General features: G+C 51.4%; 20 protein-coding genes. 11 read left to right on the top strand and 9 right to left on the bottom strand.

Annotated elements, in window-relative coordinates; genetic code table 11:
- Positions 1 to 92: 92 nt before the first annotated feature.
- Positions 93 to 1,703 (top strand): acyl-CoA carboxylase subunit beta, encoded by a 1,611-nt coding sequence (locus CRO74_RS21885; protein WP_097128948.1) that lies wholly within the window; start codon positions 93 to 95, stop codon positions 1,701 to 1,703.
- A gap of 102 nt (positions 1,704 to 1,805) precedes the next feature.
- Here CRO74_RS21885 and CRO74_RS21880 read toward each other — a convergent pair whose 3' ends face one another.
- From CRO74_RS21880 to CRO74_RS21850, 7 genes are all read right to left on the bottom strand, one after another.
- A complete protein-coding gene (locus CRO74_RS21880) occupies positions 1,806 to 2,231 on the bottom strand; it encodes a c-type cytochrome (RefSeq protein WP_097128946.1) in 426 nt (141 codons plus the stop codon).
- A 69-nt stretch (positions 2,232 to 2,300) separates the two neighbouring features.
- Positions 2,301 to 2,888 carry a gliding motility lipoprotein GldD gene (gene gldD, locus CRO74_RS21875; protein ID WP_097128943.1) on the bottom strand — a complete coding sequence of 196 codons (588 nt, stop codon included), beginning with the start codon at positions 2,886 to 2,888 and terminating at the stop codon, positions 2,301 to 2,303.
- A gap of 143 nt (positions 2,889 to 3,031) precedes the next feature.
- A complete protein-coding gene (locus tag CRO74_RS21870; RefSeq protein WP_097128941.1) occupies positions 3,032 to 3,322 on the bottom strand; it encodes a hypothetical protein in 291 nt (96 codons plus the stop codon).
- 240 nt (positions 3,323 to 3,562) lie between these two features.
- On the bottom strand, positions 3,563 to 4,342 hold the full coding sequence (locus CRO74_RS21865; protein WP_097128939.1) for a TIGR00266 family protein: 780 nt from the start codon (positions 4,340 to 4,342) through the stop codon (positions 3,563 to 3,565).
- A gap of 128 nt (positions 4,343 to 4,470) precedes the next feature.
- Positions 4,471 to 4,761 carry a hypothetical protein gene (locus CRO74_RS21860; protein ID WP_097128937.1) on the bottom strand — a complete coding sequence of 97 codons (291 nt, stop codon included), beginning with the start codon at positions 4,759 to 4,761 and terminating at the stop codon, positions 4,471 to 4,473.
- Positions 4,762 to 4,972: 211 nt separating this feature from the next.
- Positions 4,973 to 6,502: a glutamate--tRNA ligase gene (gltX, locus tag CRO74_RS21855; protein WP_097128935.1), complete on the bottom strand. Its 1,530-nt coding sequence runs from the start codon at positions 6,500 to 6,502 to the stop codon at positions 4,973 to 4,975.
- Positions 6,503 to 6,589: 87 nt separating this feature from the next.
- Positions 6,590 to 6,958, bottom strand: coding sequence for a Rid family detoxifying hydrolase (locus CRO74_RS21850; protein ID WP_097128934.1), 369 nt, complete (start codon positions 6,956 to 6,958; stop codon positions 6,590 to 6,592).
- Between the two features lie 191 nt (positions 6,959 to 7,149).
- Between CRO74_RS21850 and CRO74_RS21845 the strand changes: the two genes are divergently transcribed.
- From CRO74_RS21845 to CRO74_RS21810, 8 genes are all read left to right on the top strand, one after another.
- Positions 7,150 to 8,343 (top strand): App1 family protein phosphatidate phosphatase, encoded by a 1,194-nt coding sequence (locus tag CRO74_RS21845; protein WP_097128933.1) that lies wholly within the window; start codon positions 7,150 to 7,152, stop codon positions 8,341 to 8,343.
- A gap of 99 nt (positions 8,344 to 8,442) precedes the next feature.
- The gene (locus CRO74_RS21840; protein WP_097128931.1) at positions 8,443 to 9,291 is read left to right on the top strand and encodes a hypothetical protein; all 849 of its coding nucleotides are present in this window, start codon (positions 8,443 to 8,445) and stop codon (positions 9,289 to 9,291) included.
- 120 nt (positions 9,292 to 9,411) lie between these two features.
- Complete coding sequence (locus CRO74_RS21835) at positions 9,412 to 9,990, top strand: RNA polymerase sigma factor (protein WP_097128929.1); 579 nt, start codon at positions 9,412 to 9,414, stop codon at positions 9,988 to 9,990.
- A complete protein-coding gene (locus tag CRO74_RS21830) occupies positions 9,971 to 11,563 on the top strand; it encodes a hypothetical protein (protein ID WP_097128927.1) in 1,593 nt (530 codons plus the stop codon). Before CRO74_RS21835 ends, CRO74_RS21830 begins: the two co-directional genes overlap by 20 nt.
- 72 nt (positions 11,564 to 11,635) lie before the next feature.
- The gene (locus CRO74_RS21825) at positions 11,636 to 12,154 is read left to right on the top strand and encodes a QcrA and Rieske domain-containing protein (RefSeq protein WP_097128925.1); all 519 of its coding nucleotides are present in this window, start codon (positions 11,636 to 11,638) and stop codon (positions 12,152 to 12,154) included.
- An 85-nt stretch (positions 12,155 to 12,239) separates the two neighbouring features.
- Positions 12,240 to 12,926 (top strand): hypothetical protein, encoded by a 687-nt coding sequence (locus CRO74_RS21820; RefSeq protein ID WP_097128923.1) that lies wholly within the window; start codon positions 12,240 to 12,242, stop codon positions 12,924 to 12,926.
- A gap of 4 nt (positions 12,927 to 12,930) precedes the next feature.
- Entirely contained in the window at positions 12,931 to 13,488 is a 558-nt protein-coding gene (locus tag CRO74_RS21815) for a YceI family protein (protein ID WP_097128921.1), read from the top strand.
- A gap of 148 nt (positions 13,489 to 13,636) precedes the next feature.
- Positions 13,637 to 15,130: a serine hydrolase gene (locus CRO74_RS21810; protein WP_097129330.1), complete on the top strand. Its 1,494-nt coding sequence runs from the start codon at positions 13,637 to 13,639 to the stop codon at positions 15,128 to 15,130.
- 44 nt (positions 15,131 to 15,174) lie between these two features.
- On the opposite strand, the gene CRO74_RS21805 is transcribed toward CRO74_RS21810, so the two are convergent.
- Together CRO74_RS21805 and dnaN are read right to left on the bottom strand one after the other, a co-directional pair.
- On the bottom strand, positions 15,175 to 16,398 hold the full coding sequence (locus CRO74_RS21805) for a TCR/Tet family MFS transporter (protein WP_097128919.1): 1,224 nt from the start codon (positions 16,396 to 16,398) through the stop codon (positions 15,175 to 15,177).
- 121 nt (positions 16,399 to 16,519) lie between these two features.
- Positions 16,520 to 17,674 (bottom strand): DNA polymerase III subunit beta, encoded by a 1,155-nt coding sequence (gene dnaN, locus CRO74_RS21800; protein WP_097128917.1) that lies wholly within the window; start codon positions 17,672 to 17,674, stop codon positions 16,520 to 16,522.
- 145 nt (positions 17,675 to 17,819) lie between these two features.
- On the opposite strand from dnaN, the gene CRO74_RS21795 reads away from it, so the two are divergent.
- Both CRO74_RS21795 and CRO74_RS21790 read left to right on the top strand, forming a co-directional pair.
- Positions 17,820 to 18,332: a DUF2480 family protein gene (locus CRO74_RS21795; RefSeq protein WP_097128915.1), complete on the top strand. Its 513-nt coding sequence runs from the start codon at positions 17,820 to 17,822 to the stop codon at positions 18,330 to 18,332.
- 238 nt (positions 18,333 to 18,570) lie between these two features.
- A complete protein-coding gene (locus tag CRO74_RS21790) occupies positions 18,571 to 20,052 on the top strand; it encodes a M48 family metalloprotease (protein ID WP_097128913.1) in 1,482 nt (493 codons plus the stop codon).
- The last annotated feature ends 185 nt before the right edge of the window (positions 20,053 to 20,237 follow it).

The raw sequence follows: 20,237 nt of genomic DNA, 5'->3' as shown, positions 1-20,237 counted from the left end.
CTAGTTTTGACGATTACATTTTTGGGATGACAACAACTCGCTTACTTTAGGGTTTTTCACTTGCCTAACATTGGTACACTTCGCCCGCATTCATGCAAATCCTCCTCGACGAACTTGCCCAGCGCACCACGAAAACCCGGCTTGGTGGCGGACAAAAGAAGATAGATGACCAACACAAAAAAGGGAAACTGACTGCCCGCGAACGCATCGCTTACCTGACCGATGAAGGGAGGCCGTTTGTCGAGATCGGTCTTTTTACCGGCGAGGGCATGTATGCCGAACATGGCGGTTGTCCGTCGGGTGGGGTGGTTGTGGGTGTTGGCTATGTGTCGGGGCGGCAATGTGTTATTGTCGCCAACGATGCCACGGTGAAAGCGGGTGCCTGGTTTCCGATTACGGCTAAGAAGAACCTTCGGGCGCAGGAAATTGCTATGGAGAATCAACTCCCCATTATCTACCTGGTCGACAGCGCGGGCGTGTATCTGCCCTTGCAGGACGAGGTATTTGCCGATAAAGAGCACTTTGGCCGGACGTTTCGGAACAATGCCCACCTTTCTGCAATGGGTGTTTTACAGGTGGCGGCCGTTATGGGCAGCTGCGTAGCCGGTGGGGCTTACCTGCCCATCATGTCCGACGAAGCGCTGATCGTGGAAGGGACCGGATCGATATTTCTGGCGGGTCCGTATCTGGTCAAAGCGTCGATTGGCGAAGATGTGGATGCCGAAACGCTGGGTGGGGCGGTTACGCACACCGATATTTCCGGCGTGATCGACAACCGCTACCCGGACGATAAAAGCTGTCTGGATGCCATCAAGCGTATTTTCGATAAAACGGGCCATCAACTAACCGCTGGCTTCGACCGGGTCGAACCGGCACTGCCCACTAAAAATCCCGCCGACATTTACCAGATCCTTCCTGCCGATCGGGTAAAGCCCTACGACATGCAGGAGATTGTGGATAGACTTGTGGATAACTCGGCCTTCGATGCGTATAAACCCGGTTATGGGCAGTCGCTGATTTGTGGTTATGCACGAATTGACGGCTGGGCGGTGGGTATCGTCGCCAATCAGCGAAAGGTGGTAAAAGCTAAAGGGAGGACGGGGCAACCAACAGAAATGCAGATGGGCGGGGTTATTTACGGCGATGCCGCCGACAAAGCCGCCCGGTTCATCATGAACTGCAATCAGAAACGGATTCCGCTGGTGTTTTTGCAAGACGTGTCGGGCTTTATGGTCGGCAGCCGGGCCGAGCAGGGAGGCATCATAAAAGACGGTGCCAAGATGGTTAGCGCGATGGCAAACTCGGTCGTGCCCAAATTTACGGTGGTGGTCGGCAATAGTTACGGGGCGGGTAATTACGCCATGTGCGGCAAAGCCTATGACCCCCGGCTGATGCTGGCCTGGCCAACGGCACAAATGGCCGTGATGAGTGGCGCATCGGCCGCTAAAACGTTGCTTCAGATTCAGGTGGCGGCTCAGAAAGCCAAGGGCCAGCCCATGACACCCGAAGAAGAACAGGCGCAACTGGACAAAATAACGGATCAGTACAACGCCCAGCTGTCGCCCTATTACGCAGCCGCCCGTTTGTGGGTCGACGCGGTCATCGACCCGCTCGATACCCGCAAAATTCTATCGGAAGGTATTTCGGCAGCTAATCATGCGCCCATCACGAAGCGGTTTTCGGTGGGCGTGATTCAGACGTAGTTTATGTAGGTACCAAACAGCCTCTGGCTGTTTGAGCCGAAGGCTAATTGGGTTCAGATTGCAACTCTCAAACAGCTAGAAGCTGTTTAGTACATGTTGGCCTCACTTACCCCGCAACGCCTTCACTTCATCGGCAGTTACGGCATCGGCCTTGTTGCCGAAGTTGCTTCGGATATAGGTGAGCACATCGGCAATTTGCGTGTCGTTCAGAAAGTCATGGGCGGGCATGGCGTTGTCGTACATATCGCCTTCAATTTCCTGCCCCTCCAGTCCTTTCAGCAGCACATTGATCAGTCGGGTCTTATCGCCCAGAACCCAGTCCGTTCCTCGTAAAGGCGGATTCAGATTGGGTACGCCGGAGCCGGTAGCCTGATGGCAGGTAAGACAGTTTTGTTCGTAAATAAGCTGTCCGGGCGTTTTCGTAGCTGCAACGGCTGGTTTGGCGGCTACTTTCGTCGCTGGTTTCTTTGTTTGAGCGATGGCACCGGAAAGCGAGAGGCAGAGGAATAACGTGGTGAGTAATTTCATTAGGGCAATGTTTTCTAAATAACCGGTTGGAGTATTGAATGGTTGTAAACGGTGCCGTCAAGCAGGGGCCTATTTACGCCATTTCAGCGTATTCAGCATGTGCATAATATCCTTGCGAATGTACTGAATAACGGGTTGCAGTGAATCGTTTTCAGTTGCCGTGTTAAAGTACAAGGCCCCGCGCAGAAAATGGGTTGTTGAGTCGGTCGTAACAAACTGCACCTGGCTGGGCACCTCACCCGCTAAATCAATGACACTGGCTTCCAGACCGGATTTCAACCGGATTTTACGCTGCTCGATGGCGTACGCTTTGATATTGTGTCGGGCTGCCAGTTTGTAGGCATCCTCAAGCATGGCCCGCAGTCGGTTCACGTCGTTGTTTACCGGTTTGTACGTCAATTGAACGCTGGCCTTGAACTGAGGATAGTGAATGAAAATCCAGTGCGGCTCCGATCGGGCGAAGGTATCGGGCAGAATTTTAGCAATTGAGTTGTATTCGAACTGGTACGGGTGCGTCGGGTCGATCAGTTTATAGTTAGGCGTAGGCAGATCAAAACGGGGGTAACCCTTTGGTTTCGGTACGTAATTTTCCGAAGCGTCGTTGCCACAGGCGGCTAAAACCAGTCCGGTCAGCAGAATGAGTGCGTATTTTATCACAGAGTATAGGTAGCCCGGACGGCCACGTCCGGGTAGCTAAAATCATGACTTTCTATCCCGGACGTGGCCGTCCGGGCTACATCTAAACGCAAAAGCCCGGCGGTTTCGTGCCGGGCTGTGCATAAAGAATATACCGATGTCAATTAAGCATTCACGTCTTCCAGCTCTTCTTTCATAACCGGCTGGCTCATCAGGGTAGCAAACCGGTTGATGTTGAAGGTAGGTTCAAACCAGACTTCGCCCATGACCGGGTGTTTTACCGGCACATCGGGGTTCTTGATTTCGTTCAGTAATACGCCCGTGTCGCCAGTGGTATGGCGTTTTACCTGCCGAATGGTATACATCTGGTCGCGTTTTGGCGTCTGTATGCCAAACTCAGCATAAAAGGCCAGCACGGGTGCCGGAAAATTGTCGTTTGTGCAAATAACTTCCATAGTTGTCTGAACCGGGATTTATCAGATTCAAAGGATTTTCTTGATTGCAGCAGAAACCTCCTGAAAATCCGAACGGATTTTGGTGGTTAACACTAATTTGATGACAAATGTCCTAAAATAGAACACAGATTTTTATGATAATTATGATTGACTACTGTGGAAACGACTATATGTAGCCGACCCTACCAAACATCCACGTAATCATATAGATCATAAAAATCTGTGTTCTATTGAGATCGGTCAGCCTTCAAACAGATTTCCCAACTGACCCAGCACGGAGCCGCCTTCTTTATGGCTTTGGGCACTGCCGGTCGATAGGCGCTGGACTAGTTTAGAGATTGGCATCGACTGAATCCAGACTTTACCGGAGCCGCGCAACGTAGCCAGAAACAGGCCTTCTCCACCAAAAACCATGCTGCGCAGGCCACCCGCCCGTTGAACATCGAAGTTGATGCTTGGCTCGAAACCCACGACACACCCTGTATCGACACGCAGGACTTCGTTGTTCAATGTTCTTTCGATGACCACACCACCGGCGTGAATAAAGGCCATACCGTCGCTTTGAACTTTTTCCAGGATAAAGCCTTCGCCACCGAACAAGCCCGCGCCTATTTTTTGATTAAAGTGAATGCTTAGTTTCGTGCCCAGAGCCGCGCAGAGGAAAGCATCTTTCTGAACGATAAGGGTATTCCCATACACATTCGCCATGTTGATCGGCATGATCGTGCCGGGGTAAGGAGCCGAAAAAGCGACTTTCCGCTTGCCAATTCCCCGGTTGGTGAAGTGCGTCATGAACAGCGACTCACCCATAACCATGCGCGAACCGGCCTGAAGGAGCTTGCCCAGAAATCCCTGGTCAGGCTGCGAGCCGTCGCCCATTTTGGTTTCGAAAGTGATGCCGTCTTCCATATAGAGCATCGAACCCGCTTCGGCAATAACGGTTTCGTTTGGGTCCAGTTCTATTTCAACGATCTGGATGTCTTCGCCAATAATCTTGTAGTCGATTTCGTGAGCGTACATAGTCAGTTTTGGTTAGCCTAAACGGGTAATAATGGGCGAAAACTAATGAATGGCACGCAGTTTACTGGTAAATTTTCTGACGAACGGCCCAAAAAAAGCCCGACCGGGCGTTTTAGCGGGTCGGGTTTTTAGCGTTGGTTGATGTCGTCGGGTAAATCGTTGTCCGTCTCATCGAAGAGGTGATCATCGTCGGATTCCTCGTCTTTCTGGTCTTCATCCGGCTCACCTTTCAGATTCAGATCGGTACGGTGACGAAGCTTCTTATCATCAACCGTTTTGTTCAGGAACTGATTGATCCGGTCAATGTCAAAACTCGTCGTGATTTCGCCGAATGAGTTTATCTGAATGTCGAAACCTTCGAGTTCTTTATGAACGCGGGGCTTATCATTCTCGTCGGGATTGGTTTTTTTCTTTGCCATGAGATTCGTGGTTTATGACAAACCTATAAGGTCTCAAAGACCGAAACCCCGGTTTGGCGTATAAGTTTAAAAAATTAAATGGATGCTGGTGTAAGTTGGCGCGGGTTTGAACCCGTGCCTTTTCATTTGGCAAGCATTCGCTTGCGTCAGTGAATACTGACTTTATAAAAAGGCACGGGTTCAAACCCGCGCCAGCTTACAACCATCAGTCTTACCCCAGCGTTGCCAGTGACTTCTCCAGACGCTTCACGGTTTCGTCTTTGCCAATGATTTCCATCGTCAGCATCAGGTCGGGACCAGCTCCGGAACCGGTGAGAGCTAGCCGCATGGCCTGCATGATTTTACCCTGCTTGATACCCGCCTGCTGCATGGCATTGCCAAGGGTGTGCTTAATGTTATCGGCTATGAAGTCACCAGCAAATGATTGCAGCGCATCCCGGAAAACGGCGACAGCCTTTTTGGCATCGTCGTTCCATTTGGCAGTTACGATAGCTTCGTCGTAGGTAGTTGGCGCGTTGAAGATCGTACCGGCTTCCGTGAAGATTTCGTGTGCGAAGTTGACGCGTCCCTTGAGCAGGGCCGTAATCTTCTCGGCTTTCTCCAAAGAACAGCTAAAACCAGCGGCTTCGGCCTGTTGCTGAACGGCGGGGGCCAGGTCGGCGTCGGGTTGCAGGCGAATGTACTGGTGGTTGAACCACTGCGCTTTCTGAATGTCGAAACGCGCTCCCGCTTTATGCACCTGTGCAATATCGAAGCTGGCGATCAACTCATCCATCGTAAACAGTTCCTGTTCTGTACCGGGGTTCCAGCCCAGCAGGGCCAGGAAGTTGATGGTGGCTTCGGGCAGGTAACCGTCTTCCCGGAATCCACGCGCCGTTACACCCGTGAATGGGTCGGTCCACTGGAGCGGAAAGATTGGGAAACCGCCGAGGTCGGCGTCGCGTTTGCTGAGTTTGCCATTGCCTTCGGGCTTGAGGAGCAGCGGCAGGTGAGCAAATTGCGGCATGGTATCTTCCCAACCCAGATAGCGGTACAGCAGCACGTGCAGCGGGGCCGAGGGCAACCACTCTTCACCCCGGATCACGTGCGTGATTTCCATCAGGTGATCGTCCACGATGTTGGCGAGGTGATAGGTCGGTAAGCCGTCAGATTTCAGCAACACTTTATCGTCAATGGCCGACGAATGCACATTTACCCAACCACGAATCATGTCGTTGAGCCGAACTTCTTCTTTGCGGGGTGTTTTCAGCCGGATCACAAACGGTTCGCCCGCGTCCATGCGTGCCCTTACGTCTTCGGGCTTCATGGTCAGAGAGTTGCGCATCTGCATCCGCGTGATGGCGTTGTATTGAGCTGCCGGGGCATTGGCTTCTTCGAGCCGCTTACGCATGGCATCCAGTTCTTCGGCTGTGTCGAAGGCGTAATAGGCTTTGCCTTCATTGACTAACCGCTGGGCTTCCTTCTGGTAAATTTCCCTGCGTTCCGACTGGCGGTAGGGCGCATGGGGGCCACCGGTACCCTGGCCTTCGTCGATTTCAATACCAACCCATTTTAAGGATTCCAGAATATACTCTTCGGCACCCGGTACGAAGCGATTCTGGTCGGTATCTTCGATACGCAGGAGCATTTTTCCGCCCATTTTCCGGGCAAACAAATAATTATAAAGCGCAGTACGCACTCCGCCAATGTGTAGCGGGCCGGTAGGGCTGGGCGCGAAACGAACGCGAACGGGTCTTGACATATAAGTATGAATGAGTGAATAAGTGAATGAAGGAATGAGTGAATGGCCTATTGACAGTATTCACTCATTCTTTCATTCGCTCATTCACTATTGAACGGCTATTACTGAAATTTCAACGTTAACATCTTTTGGTAGGCGGGCTACTTCTACGGTTTCGCGGGCAGGTGGGTTTTCGGTGAAAAACCGGCCGTAGATTTCATTGATGGCCGCGAAGTTATTCATGTCTTTTACGAAAATACTACTCTTGACCACGTTCGGGTAATCCATACCGGCGGCTTTTAAAATAGCCCCAATATTTTCCATTACCTTTTGCGTTTCGGCCTGAATATCGCCCTGGATAGACAGCTCGATAGCTACCTGGCCCGATACGAAGAGGGTTCCATTAATTTTAACAGCCTGACTGTATGGGCCGATGGGAGCCGGAGCGTCGTCGGTATAAACAATTTGTTTGCTCATGGTTTTTAATGATGAGTAGTCTACGCCAGGCAAATCATGTAATTACAGGAAAAATAACTGATTGTTGGCTGTAGGCTGACAAGTAAATTGGCTGCAAGTTATCACTAAACCCCCGGATGGCCGAAAATCGGACAAGCATCTTCGCAAAAACGAACTTCGGCACCGCAAAACCCCTTGATTAAATACAAATTATGGCTTTTTGGGATGATTTTTCAGGAAATGCATCAGCTGATGCCGAAACCCAGTTCGACCGACTTAAGAACCGGCTCTTTGGTCGGCTCGACGCCCGTAAACCGTACCGAATTATTTATTACCGAGGCTTCGGTAGCCCAACGGCCGTCTGGCTCACGGGGCGCGTATTGCGCCAGCGAGATTTAAGCACTCCCAGCGACCGGGATACATTCCTGCAAAACCTTCTGGCAACCTACCAACGCTTTGGCAGTCGAGAAGTGTCTGGCGTAACCGTACGTATTGAGGCTTTCGGGCAAACACACATGGCCGTAACGGATAAGGATGGCTTTTTTGAGGTGACCATCAACCCTCCCAATGATCTGCCACCGGGACGGGCCTGGTTTCCCGTTCGCTACTCGCTGGATGGCATTGAGCAACCCGCAACTGAACTAAGTGAAAGTAACCAGCCTGATGCGGCTCAGCCTGATGTGGCCCCGCCTGGTGCGGCCCAGCCAGTCGTAAAAGAGGGGTATTTGATGATTTCGCCCCCGTACAGTCGCTTTGGGGTTATTTCCGATATTGATGATACGGTACTTTTTACGGATGCGACCAATCTACTGCAAACCGCCAAACTCACGTTTCTCGGGAACGCCTATACCCGGCTGCCGTTTGAAGGAATAGCCGCTTTTTACCGGGCGTTGCAGAGTGGGCCGGTTACGACCTTGTTCAATCCAATTTATTTTGTGTCGAGCAGCCCCTGGAATCTGTACGATCTGCTGGTCGATTTTTTTCGTATTCAGGGCATTCCAAAAGGGCCAATTCTACTTCGTGAGTTGGAACTTAGCGCCAAACTGCTATCGTCTCAGGGGCATCATACGCACAAACTGTCCATGATTCGGAAAGTGCTGGACGTAAACCCGCAGCTGCCCTTTGTGCTCATCGGCGATAGTGGACAGCAGGATCCCGAAATCTATACGCAGGTGGTACGCGAAAATCCCGGCCGCATTCTGGCCATTTACATCCGCGATGTAACTCCCGATCAGCGCGACGAATCCATCCGCGAACTCATCCGAACCACCGAGGCCAGTAAAGTACCCATGCTGCTGGTTGCCGATACCGTTGCTGCTGCCGAACATGCCGCGTCATTAGGATTAATTGACCCCGACACGATCCCCGAAATCCGTGCTGACCGGCGCGCCGATAAGGAAAGTTGATTTTTTTGGCAATCGACGCAACCTGTTTGCCAAACCACCCGTATTGACGAACGAACCGGTTCAACTGTTCTTTTTCCATCTTTAAACACAGTTGATAACATGAAACGAATCGTTTACGTCAACCCATCCCTGGTTGCAGCACTTCTGTTGATCGTGGTCCTTTTTTCCTGTAAAGAAGAAAACCCGGCGGTTGTATCACCGGCTATTTCCCTGGCAACATCCTCTGTTGGCACTGTAATGACGGGCGAAGGGGGAAAAACGCTCTATTTTTACGCTGGTGATGTGGCCGGAGACGGCACCTGTACCGGAACCTGTAAAGACAACTGGCCCATTTTTTACAAAGAAGCGACGGATCTTACGCTGGGTACCGGTTTGAAAGTGAGTGATTTTGCTACAATTACGCGGGCCGATGGTAGTAAACAAACGACGTTTAAAGGCTGGCCGCTCTACTACTTTAAAAACGATGCCAAAGCTGGTGATGTCAGCGGTGATAAAGTAGGCAATGTATGGATGGCGGCCAAAACGAATTATACCGTGATGCTGGCTTCCCGACAACTGGTTGGTAATGATGGGAAAAACTATACATTTGACACTAAAGAGGGAATTGGTAATTCACTGTTTTTAGTCGATAGCGTTGGACGTACTTTATATGCATACGCTTTCGACAAGAAAAACGTAAATAAATACACAAAGGCGGATTTAAGTAATGATGCTACCTGGCCCATATTTGTGACGCCGTCCACGATTGGCGAAATCCCCTCAGTACTGGACAGAAATGACTTTAAAACGATTACAGCAGTAGGCAAAACACAGCTAACGTATAAAGGTTGGCCGCTCTATTATTTTGGACCGGATCAGGGCATCAGAGGTAAAACCTTAGGGGTAAGTGTACCAAGGCCGGGTGTCTGGCCAGTGGTGAATACAACGTCGTCCGTTGCTCTTGATTAAATGAGTACGAGCATTGGTTGGTGAGCAGCAGTTCCACCAACCGATTGCGTGCACAAAATAAGAGCCACCAGTTTACTGATTTGCTGTGAAGTCAATAGTACTATTTTCTAACGGGTTACTTTGTCCAACGCGCCTAACATACTTGCCTTGAATGACCTTCTGGCTGGCTGCTTACGCAACCAGCGGAAAAGTCAGGAGTTGCTCTATAAGCAATTCTATGGCTATGCTATGAGTGTTTGCCTACGGTACGCCCCCACTCGGGAGGGAGCGCTGGAAGTATTGAATGATGGGTTTTTGAAGGTATTTACCCGATTGGATCAGTACGATTCTACGCAGCCGTTTAAGGGGTGGCTTCGGCGAATTTTAATTAATGCGGCCATTGATCACTACCGACAGGAGGTGCGGCATCATAACCATGAGGCTGTAGAACAGGTTGAACAGACCATGGCGACCGAATCGGCCGATGCCTTTGGGCAGTTGGCTCACGAAGAGCTGATGGGCCTCATTCAACGGCTGTCACCGGCCTATCGGCTAGTATTTAATTTGTATGTTATGGATGGATTCACGCACGAGGAAATTGCCGGTCAACTCGGCATTTCCGTAGGCGCGTCGAAGTCGAACCTGGCCCGGGCACGGGAAAACCTGCGCACGTTACTAAAGCGCTTAAACAACGATGAGTATGTCAGAGCTAACCGATGACCAATTGGACGGGCTCTTCAGAAAGTCGGCTGAAGAGTTTGATCCACCGTTTGACCCGTCTGCCTGGCAGGATATGAAAAGCCGACTGGACGAGCACGATGGGACTGTGCCCGGTAAAACACCACTTTGGAAGAGTATTATTCGATGGGGGACCGTCATTTCTCTGCTTTTATTGTTGATGTTTGGTAGTTACTATACCTATAATAGCGTTACCAATGGTCGCGATTCCTCATCGGTCGTGGCCGTTGTGCTACCGCCAATAGATACCAATGCGCCATTGACTGCACCGATTCCGCCCACTCGGCAGCCATCGGCGAAGGGAAAAATTTCAGAAATAGACTCCGTGCAAGCCAACGCCAGATCGACGAGTGTCTCGGGGCCGTCGGTTGAGAAAGATGCTCAACCCGTTGCGCCGGAAACGGCGAAAACGCCGACAGCGTCCGTAGAAGCGAATGCAACGAAAGAGGAAAAGCCTGCGTACGAAGTAAGTGCCAGACGAACCGAAGCGGATCGTATAGAAGCCACCCCTAACCGGGCCATGCCTTCTGAGCGTATTCCAGTAACGACAGTTGGTGAAAAACTGGGTAAGCAACGCACTGCAAAACCAATGACTGAGTCGGTTTTCAAGGTAAAGCGGACTAAATCTGAGCGTGTTAACAACGGTGTACGTGCTACCATTGATAATGTAAACTACCCGAAGATGAGTTTAGGAGTATCATCGGTAACGAAACGCTCATCGGAACGAAATCGAAGATCGGTATCTGTTAGTCTTACAAACACCACTGAGGCTATTAACCAACCTAATGAAGTTCAAGCAGAAGCAGCCGGATTGTCAGTTATCAACGAATTGGCAATCCGGCCTGCAAACTGGCCTAAAGCGCTGCCATTTATCGGTCGGGATCTGGTCGTAGCTTCCCCGCCAGCTCCGGCCGAGCCGAGCGTAGTGCCAACGCCACCCGTAGAACGTGGATTTAGTGTTCGATTGGCCGTAGCGCCCGATTTGAGTTCGGTAGGGTTGAAAAACTTCACCCGGCCCGGTACAAACGTAGGTTTACTCCTGGAGTACCGGCTGGCTTCCCGCTGGAGTGTGCAGGCTGGACTTATTCAAAGTACGAAAATATACCAGGCGCTAGGGTCGGAATATAGGGCTCCTCAAGGCACCTGGAATAATGGAGGCACTATTGTTAAACCGCTTAGTATTGATGGGCAGTGTAACATGTTCGATATTCCGATCAACATTCGCTATGACGTGTTACTTCGCCCCCGGATGAGTGGATTGGCACCGAGCCGATGGTTTGTGTCCGGTGGTGTAACCAGCTATTATATTAAAAAAGAGGATTATGTGTATACTTATCCGCCCCACACGTATAATGTAAGAAAAGAAGCCAGCTATAGTACTGGCGGCTACGGCTTCAGTCAATTGAACCTATCTGTTGGCTACGAGCGGACATTAACAAAACGCTTGTCCTGGCAGGTAGAACCTTTCATCAAAATGCCACTGAAGGGTGTTGGGTTTTTCAAAATCGATTTGCTGAGTACCGGTACTTTTTTCTCAATTCGCTACAAACTTTAAAAGCACATCCCCGATTAAACCGGGCTGGCTGGTAATTATTGTTACTACACGAAATAAACCAAAGCACAACCAATGAAAAGCAATCCAACAGCCGACCAAATGAATCGTGGAGAATTCATCCGCAGCCTGGGTATGAGTAGTGCCGCCCTGATGGCGTTTTACTGCATGGGAACCACCCTAAGTTCCTGCTCGTCGAAGGGCAGCGATGATCCTACACCGTCAACGACCACACCGGTACCCAGCACGGGTATAACCGGTAATTCGGAGGTATCTAAAGGAGTTATTAACTTCACATTGAGCCTGGGCGACACAAATTTCAGTAAGCTTAAAACCGCCGGGCAGTATGTGTTGGTTGGTAGCCTGATCGTGGCCAGAACAGCCGCCGGGCAGTACGTTGCCCTGTCCAAAACGTGTACCCACGAAGGAACCGACGTGCAGTATCGGTCGACTCAGAATGATTTTTTCTGCACAAGTCATGGCTCCGAGTTCAGTACCACCGGTGCGGTAGAGGTAGGTCCAGCTGCCCGCCCGCTAACGCAGTACAAAACAGCCCTGAGTGCAGACGGAAACTCACTTACCGTTACGGTGTAACCAGCCTGATCACAAACGCAGACCAACTTCTGAAAACCGGACGACCCGGTTTTCAGACTAATTATTAACTGATAAATCGGATCGGATGAGATATGTTTGTTTTGCCCTGCTGATGTGGCTCGGGATAAGTCCCCTCTGTGCTCAGGATTCGACAGCCGTTCGGCGGGATACCGTTATTGCCCCCACTGCAACGGATGCTTCGGCGGATGACCTGCTGGCAGGTTTGAGCGACTCAACACAGTCGCAACCTGAACTGCTCCCCCATAAAATGATCTTTACGCAACGGGCATTCTGGGGACCCAAAGGCTTGCTGCGGTCGATGAATGTTGCGCCCCTCACGCCCGAAGGCCGTGCCCACGAATTGAAAGTTCGGCGGACGATGCTCATCGCGCACCAGATCGGCGGTTTCGTCACGCTGGCAGGGTTCATTGCGCAGGGGATCATTGGCGCAAAGCTTTATAACGCCAAAGGGCAGGATTATGTCGATACCAAAAAGTGGCATGAACGGTCGGCTACATTTATTAATGTCACTTACGGAACAACGCTTTTGCTTTCGCTAACGGCTCCTCCGCCGGTAGTGGGAGCCCGCAAGGGATTTACGTCCATTAAACTGCATAAATACCTGGCCATCGTTCACCTGACGGGGATGGTTGCCACCAACGTTCTGGCGGGCATGATTCAGGATAATTCATCGCTTAAACCCTATCACCGGGCGGCTGCCTATACCACGTTTGGCGCATACGCGGCTTCGGTTCTTGCCCTAACTTTCTAATATCATGAACAACCTAATCAAGTATAGCTGCTGGCTGGCTATCGGGCTTCTGTGTGCCTTTGTCGGCCCGATGGCCAAACGAAAGCTGGTGGCCGATAAAGCGCTGTCGACGGTAACGTACTCGGCCAAACACCCGCTGCATAAGTGGGATGGAGTTAGCCACGATGTCAATGGTGCCGTAATCTACAACGACGAGACAAAACAGCCCGAGACAGTGGCCGTTTCCCTGAAAGTGGCTTCCTTCGACAGTGACAACAACAATCGGGATTCGCACGCTATTGAAGTTCTTGATGGCCTGAAATTTCCGAACGTGACCTTTGTGAGCTCGGATATTAAGCCCGGTGAGAACGGTACGCTGATTGCTAAAGGGACGCTCACGTTTCATGGGGTCGCCAAACCCGCTACGCTACAGGCAACGCGCAAAGATGCCGGTGGCAAACTAACGTTGACCGGCGAGTTTCCCGTAAACATGAGCGATCATAACATCGAACGTCCATCGCTGATGGGACTGAAAACCGAAGATGCCCTGCTACTTAAGTTCAATGTGGTATTCCCTTTGTGAATAGAGTGTGGGGAGTGTGCTTAACTTGTCGTTTCTCGTAATTAAGCCAAAAAGAGCGCATTTTTGTCATTCCGACGAAGGAGGAATCTTATCGTAAGACAACCTTCAAGATTCCTCCTTCGTCGGAATAACAAAAATGCTGACTCCCATGAGGAACCTACTACTCCTGCTTTTTGCCAGTACCGCGTTTACTGCTTTGGCGCAAAAGCAGATCTCTCCCCAGCAAATTCAGGCATTCGATGCCTATGTAGAGGCCGCCCGGAAAGACTGGCAGGTGCCGGGACTGTCCATCACGGTCGTCAAAGACAACAAAGTCATTTTCAAGAAAGGCTACGGCGTTCGCGAGCTGGGGAAGCCCGAGCGTGTGGATACCCAAACGCTCTTTGCCTGTGCATCGACAACCAAAGCCATGACCGTTGCGCTCATGGGTATACTGGTCGACGAAGGTAAAATCGCCTGGGACGATCCCGTTTCCCGATACCTGCCCGAACTCAAACTCTATGATCCTTACGTAACTCAGGCATTGCGTATCCGGGATTTGCTCATTCACGACACCGGCGTGGGTGGTACCGACTTTATGACCGGTGCCATGACGATTCCGGTCAATGAAATGTTCCGACGGATGGAGCTGGTAAAGCCCAGCTACCCCTTCCGGGCCGGGTTTGCCTATCAAAATACCTTCTACTCGGCCGCCGGGCGCATCATTGAACGGATCGAAGGGAAAACCTGGGCCGAAGCCATCAGGGAACGAATTTTTCTGCCGCTGGGTATGAATCGAACGGCTCCCAAACGGGGCTATATCAAAGATGGCAACCTCACCAAACCGCATTACAACATCAACGATACCATTACCGTAATCGACTACGGGGCCGATAGTGAGGTGGGTTCAGCGGGGGCGGTCTGGTCTTCGGCGGATGACATTAGCAAGTGGGTCATTTGTATGCTCGACAGTAGTAAGTATAGCGGTGGCCGTTTGCTGAAGCCCCAAACCTGGGCCGAGATTTTTACACCGCAAACTTTTTTTCCGGAAGATGAATACCCGACCATGCAACTGCTGAAACCCAACTGGCGAACGTATGGGCTGGGCTGGTATCAGCACGACTACAAAGGCCGGAAGGTGAATTTTCACACGGGTAGCCTGTCGGGACTAACGGCCATAACCGGGCAACTGCCCGACGAGAAACTGGGCGTTTTCATCTTCGGAAATTACGACCACGCTGAACTTCGCCACGCGCTCATGTACAAGGCGTTCGACTGGTTTGCGCTGGGTGGCACCCGCGACTGGAGCACCGAGTTTAAGGAGCTATACTCAAAAATTAAGCAGGAAGAGAAGCAGGCCAAAGCGAATGCAGACGCCAAACGGGTGTTGAACACGTCGCCAACGCTACCGCTGGATCAGTATGCCGGAACTTACAACAGCCCTCTTTATGGAAAGGCTAATATCAGCGTTTCGGGCAATCGGTTAGTTGCGAACATCAACGATAATACACTGATTGCCACCCTGCCACACTGGCAACACGATGTATTTTACGGGCCTTATCGAAAAGCCTGGTATGGAAAAGCGAAAGCCCGGTTCAACCTGAGTTCGTCGGGTAAGATCGAGTCGCTGATTTTTGATGGAATGGAGTTCCGGAAAGAGTAATGGGTTCTTTATTCTGTAAAAGAGGAAGGCCGTGCTTAGTGAAATTAACTAGTAGCCAGACTCCGGTTTAGCCCGCGTCGGGACAGGATTGCACTGATAACAACCAGTACCGAAGCCAGGTAAAAAGGGGCACCCGGTAGGTAAACCGGCGCAGTTGGCGAGGTAAAGAAGGAGAATAGGTTGGTCATGATGAGCGGTCCGAAAATGGATGTCGTGCTGGTCAGGCTGGTGAGTGCTCCCTGCAACTCGCCCTGTTCATTGGCGGGTACCTGATTCGAGATGATGCCCTGAATAGAGGGCCCGGCAATGCCGCCCATGGCATACACGATCATGAAGGCAAACATCATCCAGCTTTGATTGGCCAGCCCAAACAAGGCAAATCCAACGGCACTGAACGTAAGGCCAACATAAACCGAACGCTGCGGCCCTAGTTTAGGGATGATGATTCGACTTAGCCCACCCTGTACGATGGCAAAGGAGAGCCCAATGGCCGCCAGCGAAAGGCCAACGGTTTTTTCGTCCCACTTAAACTTCTCCATCGAATAGAACGTCCAGGTGCCCTGCACGGCAAACCCGGCAATGTATACCAGCACTAGCGAAGCCACCAGACCGAGGATAACAGGATACTTACCCAGCCGCATGAGTGAGCCAATGGGGTTGGCGCGTCGCCAGTTGAAAGGTCGCCGGTTTTCGGGGGCGAGCGATTCGGGCAGGATAAAGAAGCCGTAGAGGAAGTTGACCATAGTTAGGCCAGCCGCCACAAAGAAGGGTACACGAGGACCGTACTGCCCTAAAAAGCCACCGGCGGCCGGTCCGAGAATAAAGCCAACACCAAAAGCGGCCCCAATCATCCCGAAGTTCTGCGCTCGTTTTTCGGGAGTGCTGATGTCGGCAATGTAAGCGGTGGCGGTGGTGAAACTGGCTCCGGTAACGCCCGCCAGCAACCGCCCGACAAAGAGCCATTCGATGGTTGGCGCAAATCCCTGAAGAATGTAATCGAGTCCAAAGCCAAACAACGAGAATAACAGCACTGGCCTTCGCCCGAAGCGGTCGCTCAGCCCGCCCAGAATAGGCGAGAAAAGAAACTGCATGGCGGCATACGAAAAGGATAGCCAGCCGCCCCAGCTTGCCGCCTGACTAATGTTGCCGTGAATGAGTTGTTCAATCAGTTTTGGAAAAACCGGGATGATAATGCCCAGCCCCGTAACATCAATGAGGAGCGTGATGAAAATGAAAACTAAGGCCGGAGCCGTACGTTTGGAGGACATAAGGTTGTTAGGAGTGAGGAGCGAGGAGCGAGGAGTGAGGAGTTGCTGACGCATGCGGATAAACAGACGCGTCAGCAACTCCTCACTCCTCGCTCCTCGCTCCTCACTCCTTCAAAAAGAACTAAGCGTATGTATTCAACATCACTGGCATTACCAGCATCAGGATGTCTTCGTTTTCTTCTTTGTCGGCCGGGATGAGCAGACCGGCGCGGTTCGGTGCCGACATTTCGAGCGATATCATTTTAGCGCTCAGGTTGCTCAGCACTTCGGCCATCAGCTTGGCGTTAAAACCGATTTCCATGGCATCGCCTTCGTAGTCGCAGAGGAGTTTCTCGTTGGCTTCGTTGGAGTAGTCGAGGTCTTCGGCCGAAATGGTCAGCGAATTCGTTTTTAACGACAACCGGATCTGGTGCGTGGTGCGGTTGGCATAGATCATGATCCGCTTCAGCGAGTTGAGTAAGTCGGTCCGGCCAATGGTCATTACGTTCGGGTTGTTGGTCGGAATGGCGTTTTCGTAGTCGGGGAAACGCTCGTCGATCAGGCGGCAGATCAACTGCGTGGTCGGACGGCCGTTGCCGCCGAAGGTGAACGACGCATTTGCCTGGCTGAACTCGGCGGTAACGGGTACGTTTTCGGGCAGCGACGCCTTCAGCAGTTGCAGGGCCTTCCGGGGAATAATGATCGACGTGCTGGCCGACGCGTTCAGGTCGGTCCGGCGGTAGCGAATGAGCCGGTGGCCGTCGGTGGCTACAAACGTGGCGTTATCGTCATTCAGTTGCAGGAGTACACCCGTCATAGCCGGACGCAGATCATCGGTGCTGGTGGCAAAAACGGTGTTGTTAATGGCGCTGAGCAATACATCCGACGTCATATCGACCGACATGTTTTTGTTCACCGTCGGCAGTTTCGGGAAGTCGATGGGGTTTTCGCCGGAGAGCTTGTAGCGGCCGTTGTCGGTCAGGATTTCGGTACCGAAGGTCTCGGTGTCGATGTTCACGGTAACAGGTTGCTCGGGCAGGCTGCGGAGCGTGTCGAGCAGTAATTTAGCTGGAATGGCAATGGAGCCGCTCTCGCTGGCTTCAACCGGAATCTGCGTCGTCATGGTCGTTTGCAGATCCGACGCCGTTACGGTGAGTGTACCGCCCGTTAAACCATCCCCAACGTCGATTCGGAAGAGGAAATTTTCAAGGATAGGGACAATCGGATTCGTTGCCACGACGCCGTTTATATTCTGCAGGTTTTTTAGCAGGACAGACGAGGAAACTATAAATTTCATGTACGAAATGTCTAAAGGATGTGTTGTCTATATGAGAACAAAAGTAGCAAAAATAAACGACTCATAAGGTGGTTATTTTCAAACGGTAGGTGGTGCGGAACGGCTGGCCGCGAACGGCTGTTTAGGGGGTATTATCGGTAGAACTATGGAAGCTGAAATTGTTAATCGCGTCGCCAATAGCGGCCTTGTTACGCTCGATTTAGAGGAATATTACCACCCCGGCGAGCGGGTTGTGTACGACCTGAAAGACAACCTGTACATGGGGTTAATTCTGAAAGAGAAAGACTTTCGGGCTTTCCTGAAGGAACATGACTGGAGCCAGTATGCGGGCAGAAACGTGGCTATTACCTGCACGGAAGATGCCATTGTACCTACCTGGGCTTACATGCTGCTAACGTTACAGTTGCAGCCGTTCGCCCATACCATCGTGTTCGGCACTCTATCTGATCTGGAAGAGAAACTCTACTACGACGCCATTGCCGGAATCAACCCCGACGATTATCGGGATGCGCGTGTGGTGGTGAAAGGTTGCTCAAAAGTACCCGTGCCCACGGCGGCTTATGTGGAGATTACGCGTGTACTCCGTCCTGTTGTGCAAAGTCTGTTATTTGGCGAGCCCTGTAGCACAGTGCCGTTATACAAACGGCCGAAGGCATAGGGTCTTGGAGCTGGCGCGGGTAAATACCCGCGCCTTTCATATGGCAAGCCGGTCCGACGTCCCGGTTCGCTGGCGTCAGTGAATACTGACCTTATTAAAAGGCACGGGTAAATACCCGCGCCAGCGTGTGCATTAAAACAAACCAGACCCTCTTCGTAGTTTATGGGAAGTATACTATCAATTCGCATAGTATTACTGTTTGAATTGGTAGACCATCTTCACCTAAATTTCACTACGAATGAATTCGTTATCTTTATCGTATCGTTTTTACCTTCTCATTGCATTACTCACAGCTTCGGGCTGTGCACGGAATCCCGTTACCGGAAAGCGCGAAATAAGCCTGATGTCGACCGAGCAGGAGATTGCTCTTGGTAAAGAATCCCACCCCTCGGTTGTGGCAACGATGGGGCTGTATGAAAACAAGAGCCTTCAGGCGTTTATGAACGAGAAGGGTAAAGCCATGGCCCGGATTTCGCACCGGCCCGATTTGCCTTACCAGTTCTACATTGTTGATTCGCCCATTGTTAATGCCTTTGCAGTGCCGGGCGGGTATGTTTATTTTACGCGGGGTATCCTGGCGCACTTCAACAATGAAGCCGAATTTGCCGGGGTATTGGGACATGAAATTGGCCACATTACGGCCAAGCATGCCGCCCGTTCGCAGAAGAGCCAGTTGCTGAGTACCCTTGCCCTTATTGGCGGGGCTGTTCTGGCTCCTCAGGTCGTTGGTCAGAATATGGAAGCCCTTCAGCAGGGGCTGGGCCTGTTATCCCTTAAGTACAGCCGCGACCATGAGTCGGAGTCCGATAAGCTTGGCGTTGAATACTCCAGCAAGATTGGCTACGACGCTAACCAGATGGCTGATTTCTTTAACACACTGAAACGCATTTCGGAGAGTTCGGGACAGGCCGTGCCGCAGTTCATGTCGACTCACCCTGACCCCGGCAACCGCTATACGCGGGTTCACGAATTGGCAAAAGACTATCAAGTCAAAAATCCGGCTACGTATCAGGTAGATCGTGATCAGTACCTACGGCTAATCGACGGGATTATGTATGGAGAAGATCCGAAGCAGGGCTTTGTCGAGAATGGGCAGTTTTACCATCCCGAGCTACGGTTTCAGTTTCCGGTACCGAGTGGCTGGCAGTCGCAGAACTCGCCGAGCCAGTTTCAAATGGCCGCAAAGGACGGAAAATCAGCCATGATCCTGATGCTGGCGAATGGAAAATCGCTGGACGAAGCGGCTCAGAATCTGGTGAAAGAGTTAAGTTTGAATGTGCTTGAGAACAGTAAAACGACCATCAATGGCAACCCGGCTTACGTGCTTATCTCCCGTCAGCAGCAACAACAGCAACAGCAGGGCCAGCCGCAGCAACAGCAGGACCCCAAAACGGCCCTCCAGATCGGTACCTGGCTAATTCAGTACAACAACGCCGTTTATGCGCTGCACGGGTTGTCCAGCGGGGCCGACTTTAACAATGCTTTCGGCACCTTTAAGCAGGTGGCCGGAAATTTTAGGTCGCTTACCGATTCAGATAAGCTCAATCGGAAACCGGAACGGGTTTTTGTCAAAGCAGCTCCGCGCGACGGTTCATTCCGGGATGTGGTGACCGCCTTGGGGGCCCCTGCCAGTCGGGTAGAGGAGTTAGGTGTTCTCAATGGCCTTAAAGCAGATGATCGCATAACGCGTGGTGCTTTAGTTAAGATTATCGGTCGGTAAATCCCCTGTTTAAGTTATACGTACCTACGGGTTTCAACCCGTAATCTAGTCTACTTTTATAAGCTGGCGAAACTTACGGGTTGAAACCCGTAGGTACGTAAGTACAACCAGCACATCCGCACAGAAAATGGCTCTACGCATAGTGGAGCTTTTTTTATGCCTTTTGTAAATAATATCAACCATCT

This window comes from Spirosoma fluviale, assembly GCF_900230225.1.
Lineage (GTDB): Bacteria > Bacteroidota > Bacteroidia > Cytophagales > Spirosomataceae > Spirosoma > Spirosoma fluviale.
Note: the sequence above shows the minus strand (reverse complement) of the source record. Positions and strands in the feature narration are given on the sequence as shown.